11 protein-coding genes are annotated in these 12,768 nt (G+C 36.9%); 10 read left to right on the top strand and 1 reads right to left on the bottom strand.

Annotated features, from left to right (window positions below):
• Positions 1 to 126 precede the first annotated feature (126 nt).
• Positions 127 to 399, top strand: coding sequence for a hypothetical protein (locus SPD89_RS08225; RefSeq protein ID WP_336261479.1), 273 nt, complete (start codon positions 127 to 129; stop codon positions 397 to 399).
• Between the two features lie 50 nt (positions 400 to 449).
• Here SPD89_RS08225 and ku read toward each other — a convergent pair whose 3' ends face one another.
• Positions 450 to 1,280: a non-homologous end joining protein Ku gene (gene ku / locus SPD89_RS08220; protein WP_336261478.1), complete on the bottom strand. Its 831-nt coding sequence runs from the start codon at positions 1,278 to 1,280 to the stop codon at positions 450 to 452.
• A 98-nt stretch (positions 1,281 to 1,378) separates the two neighbouring features.
• Between ku and ligD the strand changes: the two genes are divergently transcribed.
• From ligD to SPD89_RS08175, 9 genes are all read left to right on the top strand, one after another.
• A complete protein-coding gene (ligD, locus tag SPD89_RS08215; protein WP_336261477.1) occupies positions 1,379 to 3,187 on the top strand; it encodes a DNA ligase D in 1,809 nt (602 codons plus the stop codon).
• 70 nt (positions 3,188 to 3,257) lie between these two features.
• Complete coding sequence (locus tag SPD89_RS08210; protein WP_336261476.1) at positions 3,258 to 4,913, top strand: FAD-binding dehydrogenase; 1,656 nt, start codon at positions 3,258 to 3,260, stop codon at positions 4,911 to 4,913.
• A gap of 420 nt (positions 4,914 to 5,333) precedes the next feature.
• Positions 5,334 to 5,681 (top strand): SCP2 sterol-binding domain-containing protein, encoded by a 348-nt coding sequence (locus SPD89_RS08205; RefSeq protein ID WP_336261475.1) that lies wholly within the window; start codon positions 5,334 to 5,336, stop codon positions 5,679 to 5,681.
• 11 nt (positions 5,682 to 5,692) lie between these two features.
• Positions 5,693 to 6,838, top strand: coding sequence for an acyl-CoA dehydrogenase family protein (locus SPD89_RS08200; protein ID WP_336261474.1), 1,146 nt, complete (start codon positions 5,693 to 5,695; stop codon positions 6,836 to 6,838).
• A complete protein-coding gene (locus SPD89_RS08195; protein ID WP_336261473.1) occupies positions 6,835 to 8,037 on the top strand; it encodes an acyl-CoA dehydrogenase family protein in 1,203 nt (400 codons plus the stop codon). Before SPD89_RS08200 ends, SPD89_RS08195 begins: the two co-directional genes overlap by 4 nt.
• Before the next feature lie 12 nt (positions 8,038 to 8,049).
• A complete protein-coding gene (locus SPD89_RS08190) occupies positions 8,050 to 8,841 on the top strand; it encodes an enoyl-CoA hydratase/isomerase family protein (protein WP_336261472.1) in 792 nt (263 codons plus the stop codon).
• Between the two features lie 22 nt (positions 8,842 to 8,863).
• Positions 8,864 to 9,706: an SDR family NAD(P)-dependent oxidoreductase gene (locus SPD89_RS08185; protein ID WP_336261471.1), complete on the top strand. Its 843-nt coding sequence runs from the start codon at positions 8,864 to 8,866 to the stop codon at positions 9,704 to 9,706.
• Positions 9,707 to 9,722: 16 nt separating this feature from the next.
• Positions 9,723 to 10,856 (top strand): thiolase family protein, encoded by a 1,134-nt coding sequence (locus SPD89_RS08180; protein WP_336261470.1) that lies wholly within the window; start codon positions 9,723 to 9,725, stop codon positions 10,854 to 10,856.
• Between the two features lie 46 nt (positions 10,857 to 10,902).
• Complete coding sequence (locus tag SPD89_RS08175; protein WP_336261469.1) at positions 10,903 to 12,753, top strand: AMP-dependent synthetase/ligase; 1,851 nt, start codon at positions 10,903 to 10,905, stop codon at positions 12,751 to 12,753.
• Positions 12,754 to 12,768: the final 15 nt, after the last annotated feature.

Below are 12,768 nucleotides of genomic sequence, written 5' to 3'. Positions count from 1 at the left end.
CAGTTCCTACGGAGGATAGGAGGTGTTGGTAGAAAAGCGCGGTGATTTTTAAATAAAGACACCGAGGCTTATTTTGATTTGGATCATACACTTACGAACAACCTTCTTTTATAGGGAGGTTGTTTTTTGTGGAAGAAGACTATGGAGGTGTTCAAACTGTACGGAACAGTCAATTACTTCATCGAGCGATTGCAGACAACAATAATGAATAGGCTTGTTGCAGAAAAGAGTCTTTCACTAGAAGAAGGGTATACAAAATTTAAAAATGATATCCAGAAATTAGATGAAGCGAAAGAAGTAAAAGAGGCTTATTTAGTAAATTTAAACAAAGCATATGAAATCGTAAATGAACGTGTAGGTGGTCGCCAAGAAGATGATCTATTAGGAATGCGTATTTAGATTAGAAAGTGGGGGGATGTCCTAAAATCAAAAGGACACCCCCTTTACTGTTATTTTGCAGTTTTTTTCGCTGTTGTCGTTTTTTTCTTCGGTTTTGTTTTTTCTTTTTTTGCTTTATCTAATGATGCTTGGAGTGCATCCATTAAGTTTGTCACATTGTCTGGCTTCCTCTCGGTCTTACCGGTAACTGTGGCAGTTTTGTCGGTTTTCTTATTTTCGATTGTCTCAAGTAGTGAAGTACGGTATTCATCTGTATATTTTTCAGGATCAAAAACAGTTGTCAGTTGGTCGATTAATAATTTTGCGGTATCAAGCTCTTTTTTCACTATTTCTACCTTTTCCGGTACATTAGGTACATCCTTGATGTTTCTTACTTCATCTGGATAATGAATCGTTTCCACAACAAGTATGTTTTCATAAAATCGAATGACTGCAAGCTGTTCTTTAGAACGAATCATCATCTTAGCTACCCCTATTTTCCCCGTTTCTTCTAAAGCTGTACGTAATAGAGAATAAGCTTTTGAACCACCATCCCCAGGTGATAAATAGTAACTTTTTTCGAAATAAATTGGATCAATTTCTTCTAGTTTAACGAAATCGAGAATTTCTACAGCTTTATCACCTTGTTCTTTTTTTAATGCATTTAAATCTTCTTCATCTAACATAACGAATTTGTCTTTCGTAATTTCATACGCTTTAACGATTTCTTCTTCTTCTACTTTCCGATCGCAAACCGGGCATACTTTTTGATACTTAATAGGTGTTTGACATTCTTTGTGAAGTTGTCTTAATTTCACATCTTTATTTTCTGTGGCAGCATGCATTTTTACAGGAATATTGACTAGTCCAAAACTTATGGTTCCTTTCCACATGGTATGCATGAAAAGACGCCTCCTTTTCAATGTAGTTTGTGTATGCTTTTGCATTTTTATCCTTTAAAAAGCACAACTTATTAAGAAGGAACGGAGGAGTGAAAAAAATGGAATTAATGCAACCTATCCAAACAGCAAAAATAATCCCAAAAAAAGATTGGATTTATGAAGTGAAATATGATGGTTTCCGTGCGTCTCTATTGTGGAGCGAAAATAATATTCAAATTATTAGCAGGAATAATATAGATTTAACTGAAAATTTTCCTGAGGTTTTAGCTTATTGTAAGAAAATTGAGCCGGTACTTACTAAAAATTTACCTATTCAATTAGACGGCGAATTAGTAGTGTTAAATAATGCGTATCAAGCTAATTTTTCAGCTATACAAAAACGTGGTCGACTAAAATTAAAAGAGAAAATCGCCAAACTTTCTATCGAGCGACCGGCAACATTTATTGCTTTTGATCTATTGCAACAAGGTCAAAAAGATTACCGTCAAACGTCCTTAAAAGAAAGAAAAAAAATGTTAGTAAATTTATTTAAAAAGCTAAAAGAAAAAGAGAATATGCCCCTTCAAATGATTAAATCATATGAAGACTATGAAGAGGTTTCTACCATTGTTTTTTACCATAAAGGTGAGGGCATTGTAGCGAAACAAAGCTCAAGTTTATATGTACGTGGGAAAGCACACGATGATTGGTTAAAAGAAAAAAACTGGCGAAAGATATATGTTTTTCTAACAGCATATGATGTAAAAAATGATTATTTTCAAACCGGTATTTATCATCATGCAACAACGATGACTATTGGAAAATGTAAACATGGTCTAAGTGCAGAAGAAATGACGTCATTAAAAAAAATATTTATGTCAAACGGTGAAAAAGAGAAACAAATGATCAGATTACCTCCAGCAATATGTGCTTCCATCAATACATTAGATTTACATGCAAATGAATTGCGAGAGCCCGAGTTTGCTGAACTACTTCCAACATTAGCACCGGAAGATTGTACGAAAGAAAGGTTGGAATTGGATTTAGCGATGCTACCTGAAAAAGTAAATATATCAAACGAGGATAAAATCTTTTGGCCAAAAAAACGTCTCACAAAAGGTAACTTACTTGTATATATACGAGAAATTTATCCATATATTATTCCGTACGTACAAAACCGAGCTCTTACTGTTATTCGCTGTCCAGATGGAATAGAGGAAAAATCTTTTTTTCAAAAAAACTTACCTAGTTATGCACCTGATTATATTGATTATTTGGAAGAAGAGGATAAACGGATTCAAATTTGTAACCAATTAGAGTCGCTTATATGGTTTGCAAATCATAGTGCAATCGAATATCATGTCCCATTTCAAACGATTGATAGCATGTATCCAAATGAAATTGTATTTGATTTAGATCCACCCAGCAGAGAAAAGTTTGTGCTCGCAATCAAAGCGGCGAAAATGATCAAACAATTGTTAGATGGACTAGAACTCATTTCATTTATTAAAACATCGGGAAATAAAGGGCTTCAAATTCATATCCCAATTCCAACTAATCGTTTAAGCTTTGAGCAAACTGCCATTTTTACGGAAACAATCGCAAAAATTGTTGTAAATGCAGCACCAGATCTTTTTACGATAGAACGTTTTAAAAAGAATCGCGGAGGACGTCTTTACATTGACTATGTCCAGCATGGAAAGAACAAAACGATTATCGCTCCTTATTCTCCACGTAAAACAGAAGACGCAACTATTGCAACACCATTATATTGGGAAGAAGTTACCGAGAAATTGGATCCGAACCAATTTACGATACAAAATGTTGTTGAACGAGTTAAAACAGTGGGATGTCCTTGGATATTTCATTTTGAAGCGGCAAGGGAACAAAAGTTAACGAAAACACTAGATCTAATTCGGTCAAATTGACAGAAGAGAGAGAATATACTTTCAAAAATAGTAAAACACTTTATAATACTAATAAAAAGGGGGCGATAAGATGGAATATGATGTCATTGTCATTGGAGCAGGACTTGCTGGAATCGTAGCGACTACTGAAATTGCACAGAACGGAAAAAAAGTATTGTTACTTGATCAAGAAGGTGAACAGTCATTAGGTGGTCAAGCATGGTGGTCGTTCGGAGGATTATTTTTAGTAGATTCACCTGAGCAAAGACGTATGGGAATAAAAGATTCTAAAGAATTAGCTTGGCAAGATTGGCTTGGTAGTGCTGAATTTGATCGTTTAGATGATGAAGATTTTTGGGGACTGAAATGGGCTGAGGCATATGTTGATTTTGCAACATATGAAAAACGTGATTGGTTATATGAAAAAGGAGTTCGTATTTTCCCTGTAGTCGGTTGGGCGGAGCGAGGTGGGTATTTAGCAGAAGGTCACGGAAATTCAGTACCACGTTTTCATATAACTTGGGGGACTGGACCAGGTATCGTGGCACCATTTGTCAAATCACTCCATCAACAAATAGAGGCAGGAACTGTTACATATTTACCTCGTCATCGTGTGGATGAATTGATCGTAAAAAATAAGTCCATTTCAGGAGTTACTGGAGCTATACTAGAGCCGACTTCTATCAGAAGGGGAGAAGAGAGTTCACGAAAAGAAATTGGCGATTTTTCGTATGAAGCGCAGGCGGTCATTATTTGTAGTGGTGGAATAGGGGCAAACTTTGAATTGATTCGTAAAAATTGGCCTGAACGATTAGGAAAATCGCCAGAAAAAATGCTTTCGGGTGTTCCAAAGCATGTGGATGGACGTATGCTTGAAATTACGGAAAAAATCGGAGGTCGTATCGTCAATCGTGACCGTATGTGGCATTATACGGAAGGGATTAAAAATTGGAGTCCGATATGGGAATGGCATGGCATTCGTATCCTTCCCGGCCCTTCTTCTATGTGGTTTGATGCAGAAGGAAATCGATTCCCAGTTCCAAATCTACCAGGTTTTGATACATTGGGTACGCTAAAGACGATACTAGACACTGGATACGATTATTCATGGTTTATTTTAACGCAAAAAATTATTGAAAAAGAATTTGCTTTATCAGGTTCAGAACAGAACCCAGATTTAACAGAAAAAAGTATAAGTAAAGTTTTACAACGTGTATTACCTGGATCACCAAAACCAGTACAAGCATTTCTTGATTACGGAGAAGATTTCATTGTAGCGGATTCGATTGATAATTTAGTGATTAAAATGAATAAATTAGTGGGCGAAAAGAGGATTGATATTGAAAAAATGCGTAAGCAGGTAGAAGCAAGAGACCGGGCAATGGAGAATAAATTTACGAAAGATTTACAAGTAACTGCAATGCACGGTGCAAGACATTATATTGGTGATAAACTAATTCGGACTGTAAAGCCCCATCGATTACTAGATCCTAGAAATGGTCCACTTATTGCCGTACGTTTAAATATTTTAAGTCGGAAAACATTAGGTGGATTACAAACGGATTTAGCTGCTAGAGTGCTAGATTTTCAAGGGGAGCCAATCGCTGGGTTATATGCTGCTGGTGAAGTATCTGGGTTTGGCGGCGGGGGTGTACATGGGTATCGATCCTTAGAAGGTACGTTTTTGGGAGGCTGTTTATTCAGCGGAAAACTTGCTGCATCATCCGTGATTGAAAAACTGAGATAGCTTGAATCGTCTTTATTTTTTATAAAAAAGTATGAGAGAAAAGTGTTTTGTCATGTGGTTATCCGAACCTATTCAAATTTTAAATTTGAATAGGTTCGGATTTTTTTCATTTGGTTGTTTAATAGAATTTCCAATATACATAGATTGTGACTTAGAAATGTATGACGTCATTTACAGATCATCTGAATCCACATTAATTGCTCGCCACTCTGCATCAAGAAACATGTTTATACATTTCCAAGTTTTGATTCCACAATCCTCACTAATTTTTTATTACAATTTTTATAGCCCGCTTATAAGATCATACAATTTTAGGGATGAGTACTGTCTGTTTTTTAATAAACACGACATATAACGGAGTATGAAATGAAAAACATTTACTATACGCTTACATTAAGAAAAAGTACAGGAGGAAATAATATGTCAAATGTTAAACAAGTTTTTCAAGAAATTAATGATGCATTAAGTAGAGAACCAAAGTATGCAGAAGGGGTTAATGCTGTTTATCAGTTCAATTTAACGGATGAAGACCCAGGAATATATCAACTTATATTAAAAAATGATCATCGTTCTTGCGCTGAAGGAGAAAAAGAACAAGCGGATTGTACGCTCCATATGAAGGCAGAAGATTTTGTGCAAATGGCAGAAGGTAAATTAAATGGAACACAAGCCTTTATGAGTGGAAAATTAAAAATTAAAGGAAATATGGGGTTAGCTTTAAAATTGCAAAGTATATTGGCAACTTATAATAAAGAGAAAAATAAGTAAGGAGTTTTCTAATGATCTCATTTGATCCAACGAACGAAGAAAAAGCTTTTACAGAGGTGGCATACAAACTTGGCAGGGAAAATATACGACTTTCCGCACGTAAAAATGAGCAAAAAGGTTTTGTCCATCATGAATTGATTGATCAAGTAAACCATTTAGGATTTTTAGCTATGGAGGAACCGGACAGTTTAGGCGGGATGCAATTACCACTTATTTCACAAGTACAGATATTAGAAGCTTTATGCTACGGAGATTTAGGAACAGTCCAAGGCTTTCCGGGTTTGGGGGATGGTGCTTCAGTACTACGTGTTATGAGTGATCGACAGATACATGATGAGCAACGACACTTCGTTAAAGAAAATAGCTGTACGATCGCTTTTATTAAGGAAGTTGCTGAAGAAATGCCAGAAAGTCGCTTAAAATTAGCTAAAACAAGTAATGCCTATAAGCTGCATGGAAAATCTAAACCAGTACGGTTGGGGAAGATAGCGACTCATCTAATAATCGGTATCAAAGATGACACCGGAGAAACCATACTTTTTTGGTTAGATAAAAGTCGTAACAAATGGGAAGTTGAAACATGCGATAATCGTTTAGGATTACGAGAAGCGAGTATTGCTAAATTATCTTTTGATGAAGTAAGTTTTTCAGAAAATCAAGTCATCGCGATAGGAAATAAAGCAGAAAGAATTTTACAGCAAGCGAACACAAGAATTTATATATTACAAGCGGCAAAGCAATTAGGTCTTATGCAGGCTGCATTAGATTATGCTACGGAATATACAGCGACACGAGAAGCATTTCAGCAACCGATCGCCAAATTTCAAGGGGTATCTTTTAGAATTGCCAAAATGGTCATGGAGGTAAAAATGGTAAGAAGCCGCATATGGCAAGCGGCAAAAGCTATAGATGACCGTCATTCAAGTGCAGAAGGTTATGCATTAAGTACTATGTTTACCGCACATAAGGGTGTCCGTTTTGTAACTAATTCCGCTGTGCAATTGTTAGGCGGCCATGGGTATGTGCAAGAATATCCTGTGGAGAAATGGATGAGAGATGCACAAGCCCAAGTTATATTATATGGAAGAGAAAGAGAATTCCTAACACGTCGTGGTGGCCAAATTTTAGCAATGACTGAGAAAAAGGTGATGGTATGATATCGTTTGAATTATCCGAACAGCAACATCAAATTAGAGAAATGACCCACTGGTTTGCAGAAAATGAAATCCGACCCATTTCTTTAGAAGCAGATAGGCTAGGGTATGTGCCAGAAGATTGGTTACAAAAAATAAACCAATTCGGAGTTCAACTTAACACCTCATCCATTAGTAGTAGTGAAAATGAGAGCGGTTACAATAAGGGCGAACGTGAAGGGAATCGAATGGCAGTCATTGCAACCGAAGAACTTGCTTGGGGTGACCCGGCAATTGCTTTATCGTTACCTGGTGCAGGACTTGGAGGCCCTCCAATCCAAAGTAGTGGGACACAAGAACAAAAAGATAGATTTCTGACCATTTTTAAAAATGATAAGCCAAGATGGGGTGCATATGCACTGACGGAACCGGAAGCAGGTTCTGACGCTTCTAATGTTCAAACAATAGCTACAAAAGTGGATGGAGGTTATCTAATTAACGGCCAGAAGATCTTTATAACAAATGGTGGGCGTGCTTCGTGGGTTGTCGTATTTGCAACAGTTGATCCTGCGTTAGGAAGGGCTGGACAAAGAGCTTTTGTCGTTGAAAAGGGCACATCTGGTTTTACGTGTTCTCGTTTGGTTGAAAAAATGGGGTTACGAGCAAACGAAACAGCTGAGCTGTTATTTGAGGATTGTTTCGTACCAATTGAAAACTTACTTGGCGGTGAAGAACTGTATGAAAAGAAAAATTCTAAACGGTCTGGTTTTCAAACAGCGATGCAAACTTTTGATTCAACAAGACCAATTGTAGCAGCGATGGCGATAGGAATAGCGAGAGCGGCCTATGAATATACGTTAGATATTGTACGACAAGATTTTCCGATAAGTGATAAATATCACAATATGACAGCTGAAATGTTTGCCGAAATGGAAGGCATGATTCATGCAGCCCGTTTAGTTACGTGGGAGGCAGCGTGGAAAGCAGATCAAGGTATTCCGAATGCGAAGGAAGCTGCAATATGTAAAGCAATAGCTGGAAAAATGGCACTTGATGTATGTGCTAAAAGCTTAGAGTTATTAGGCCCTATAGGGTTGGAAGGGCATATTGTTGAAAAATTATTTCGTGATGTGAAAGTGTTTGATTTGTTTGAAGGGACAAATGAAATTCAGCATTTAGTCATTGCAAGACGTCAATATGAACCATATGGAATTAGAGTTTAGGAGGTAGCAAAAATGATTTATGAGCTCATCCATTTGAAACATCATCCCAAAGGTGTGACTTGGATAATTATTGATAACCCTCCGGTTAATGCGATAGGAGAACAATTGATGCAAGAACTAGAAGCAGCTCTTGATAATTTAAAGAGTAATCCATCAGTTCGAGTCATTGTAGTAACTTCTAATCATCCAAATATTTTTCTAGCAGGTGCTGATTTAAAAGGGATGATGGCTACAACAGGTGAAATGAATGATGAAGATGATCCAATAGCACGACAAAGCGCAAGAATGCAAGCCTGTTTTCATAAATTCGCTAGTATACCTAAACCGGTTATTGCTGCCATTAATGGGCATGCATTAGGTGGTGGTTGTGAACTAGCTTTAGCTTGTGATTTCCGAATAATGAGTAGTGGAAAAATCGGATTGACTGAATTATCTTTAGGTATTATTCCCGGTGCAGGTGGAACACAGCGAATGACTCATATTCTAGGAAGAGCAAAAGCAATGGAATTAATTTTTACAGCAAAAAAATTAGCTGCCGAAGAAGCGTATGAAATTGGCTTAATTACGCAAGTTGCCGAAGATTTAGAAAAAGAAACGACCATGTTTGCTGAACGACTGGCAGAAGGGGCGATTCATTCGATGGGGCTCGCGAAACAAGCGATCAATGCCGCTGAAAAACCAATAGAGGAAGGATTGAAATTTGAAGCAAAGGCATTTTCAAAAACATTTACAACAGAAGAGCCAGGTATAGGATTAATGGCATTTTTTCAAAAAGAAAAGGCCCAATTTTATCCGAATACATAATTTTAAAAAGGTGGGATTATAAATGTCATCTTGGAACAACTTACTAGAAGGAAAAGTAGCCTTAGTAACAGGCGCTTCAAGAGGTATCGGACGTGCAGACGCACTTGCATTAGCTGAAGCAGGTGCAGATGTTGTCGTCACTGACATTTTGTTAGAATCGGATGAAAAGAGTGAAGAAGAAGCTGAGAGATTCGGACCAATGGCACAAGTGATGCAAAGTACAAATGTCATGTATGCAAACAAAACGGAGAAACAGATTACAGATATGGGAAGAAGAGCAATGGCAATAAAAATGGATGTTACAAATAAAGAGCAAGTAGAGGATGTTGTACAACGCGTTGTAGATGAGTTTGGAAAAATAGATATTTTAATAAATAATGCTGGTACACTTGATCATGTTTCACAACTCGAATATCAAAATGATGAGTTTTGGGAGAGAGATTTACGTGTTAATTTAACAGGAGCTTTTCATTGTACGAAAGCTGTTTGGCCATATATGAAAGCCCAAAAACGCGGATCCATTATAAATATGTCCTCTGTAGCAGGTACGTTAGGTGGGTTTGGGCAAGCAAGTTATGCAACAACAAAAGGTGGATTATTAAGCTTTACCAAAAGCATGGCATTAGAAGGGGCACGATATAACATTAATGTAAATGCTATTGTTCCTGGAATTATTGATACGGAAGCTTTTAACCTTGGTAATCCTGATATGAATGAGCGTATGATTAATCGAACTGCATTTAAAAGACCAGGAAAACCAGAAGATATCGCTAATGCAATTACATTTTTGGTATCTGATAAAGCAAATTATATTACTGGTGTCGAATTAAATGTTTCAGGAGGGATTGAACTATTCACCTTTTAGGAAGGAGGATCCAATAGTGAGTGAGGTTGTAATCGTTGATGCAATTCGAACGGCAATAGGTAAAAAAGAAGGGGCATTATCCCAAACACATCCTGTTGATTTACTCGTTCCGATTTTACAACAGTTAGTGGAAAGAAATAATGTTTCAGAAAGGGATATTGAAGATGTAGTAACAGGATGTGCAACGATGACAGATGAACAGGGAGGAAATATTGGAAGACTTGCTACACTTGCTGCTGGTTTCCCAGTAGAGGTTCCGGCATATTCGATTAACCGCTTATGTGGTTCTAGTGAACAAGCGATTCACAATGCTTGTCAAGCTATTCTAGCAAAAGATGCTACTATTGTAATTGCGTGTGGAGTCGAGAGCATGTCACGTGTTCCAATGGGAAGTGATATCGGGGGTTTCAGCGACACATTAATGAATGAACATACAATTGTTCCTCAAGGGTTCTCAGCAGAAATGATTGCTAGTGAATGGGATATAACAAGAAATGAATTAGATGAGTTTGCTTATTTAAGCCATCAAAGATCTATCGAAGCTATTGATGAAGGATATTTTGAAAGAGAAATTATTCCTATTGATATAGAGGGAGATAGACAGTTTTTAACGGATGAAGGTATTCGAAGAGAGACAACACTTGAAAAACTAAACCAATTGAGTGCTTCTTTTCAACCAGAATCGGGTGTTGTAACTGCCGGAAATTCTAGTCAAATAAGTGATGGTGCTGCTGGTCTATTGCTTATGTCACACAAAAAAGCTAGAGATCTATCAATAAAACCAAGAGCTCGAATTATTGCAAGAGCAGTCGTGGGAGAAGATCCAGTAATGAATTTAACTGGAGTAATACCAGCGACAAAAAAAGTGTTACAAAAAGCTGGTATAACAATGGAACAAATGGATGTCATCGAAATCAATGAAGCTTTTGCATCGGTAGTAAAAGCGTGGGAAAAAGAACTAAAGCCAAATATGGATATAGTAAACCCCCGAGGGGGAGCAATTGCATTAGGTCATCCTTTAGGAGCAAGTGGTGCACGCATTGCGACTACATTACTTCATACTTTAGAAGACATGGAAGGTAGGTTCGGTTTGCAAGTGATGTGTATTGGATTTGGGATGGCAACAGCAACAATCATTGAACGGTTATAATCATTATTTAAATAGGTTGAGTATTATAAATGGAGAGGTGTTCAATGTGAAACCAAATAATATTTTGGAAATGCTTCGTCGAACAGTAGAACGCTTTCGTGATAAAGATGCATTTATTTGGAAGGAAAATGGAAATTATGAACGGGTGACATACGGCAAGTTTTGGGAAAAGATACATCATTTTGCATCTGGATTATTGCATATTGGTATTAAGAAAGGAGATAAAGTAGCAATTATTTCAACTAGTAATCCGATGTGGGGGATTTCAGATTTTGCTATAGCCAGTATTGGAGCAGTAAGTGTTCCAATATATCCAACGATACCTACTGAACAAGTAGAGTATATTTTAAACAATACAGATGTAACGACTGTTATTGTAGAGGATGAAGAACAGGTAGAAAAGTTGGCAAATGGAACCTATGAACTAAACAATATCATCATTATGTATCCGAGAGAGGATTTTTATCCTTCTGACAATTATTATGCCTTTTCCATGGTAGAAAGTTTAGGAAAAGATCATTCTATTGATCGTTGGGAAAAAAACTGGTCGCATCTGGAGCGAGAAGATTTACTTACTATCATTAGTACTTCTGGCACAACAGGTAAACCAAAAGGGGCGATGTTGACTCATGGGAATATACTAGCTAATATTGAGGGTGTTCAGTTTTGGTTAGTAGAAATATTGCCGGAAGATGTTACACTTTCTTATTTACCTATCTCACATGTTTTTGAACGATTGGCAGGTCATTTTTTACCTTTATCGGTCGGGACTACAATTGGCTATGCAGAGAGTATCGCAACTATACCACAAAATTTACAAGAAATTCGTCCAACAGTTTTCACAAGTGTTCCCCGATTATTTGAAAAAGTATATACGCAAGTTCAAGAAGAAATTAAGAATAGTTCTGCTTTAAAAAGAAAAATTTTTAATTGGGCTGTATCAGTAGGTGAGGAAAAGTATGAATATTATCTCAATGCAAGCATGGATCAATTCATGTCTCAAAATTATTTACCGAAAAAATTTTATCGCAAATGGAAACGAGCGGATAAGTTAGTTTTTCAAAAAGTTAAAGAACAACTAGGTGGTCGAATTCGTGGATTAGTATCAGGTGGTGGTACGTTAAATCCAGAGATAGCCAAATTTTTTTGGGCTCTGGATATTCCAATATTAGAAGGTTATGGTTTAACAGAGACATCTCCTATTATTACAGCAAATCCAATGATTCGAGGTAAAGTAGGAACAGTAGGGAAAGTATTGCCAAATTTAGAAGTGAAAATTGCCAATGATGGGGAAGTATTAGTACGGGGACCAAGTATTACGAAAGGGTACTATAATAATCCTGAGGAAACAAAAGAATCATTTGAAGGTGATTGGTTTAAAACGGGGGATGTTGGTGAATTGGATTCAGATGGTTATCTGAAGATTATCGATCGTAAAAAACGGTTGCTTATATTATCTACTGGTATGAACGTTGCCCCTCAGCCAATTGAAAATGCAATAAATGAAAGCGCCTACATTAGTCAATCTCTCGTTATTGGAGAAAACAGAAAGTATGTCATCTGTTTAGTCAATCCCGAATATGAAAATCTTATTCCTTGGGCAAAGCAAAATGGAATTACAGCGACTACCAAAGAAGAAATAAGTCAACATCCAAAAGTAAAGCAAATGTTGGAAAAAGAAGTGACGAAATTAACGAAGAAATTCATCAATTACGCACAACCAAAAAAGGTGGTTGTCATAGGAGAAGAGTGGACAATTGATGGTGGAGAACTAACTCCGAAATTTTCACTTAAAACAAACGTTATCGAAGAGAGATATAAAACTTTGATTGAAAATAAGTATGAGGAGGAGAGGAAGGAGGAAAAGGGAGGTAGATTAATCGCGTCATCCGAGTAACAGTGAGGTAAATCT

Origin of the sequence: Pseudogracilibacillus sp. SO30301A (assembly GCF_037072025.1) — a bacterium.
GTDB lineage: Bacteria > Bacillota > Bacilli > Bacillales > Amphibacillaceae > Pseudogracilibacillus.
The sequence above is the reverse complement of the archived record's forward strand: the minus strand, read 5'-3'. Positions and strand labels throughout refer to the sequence as shown.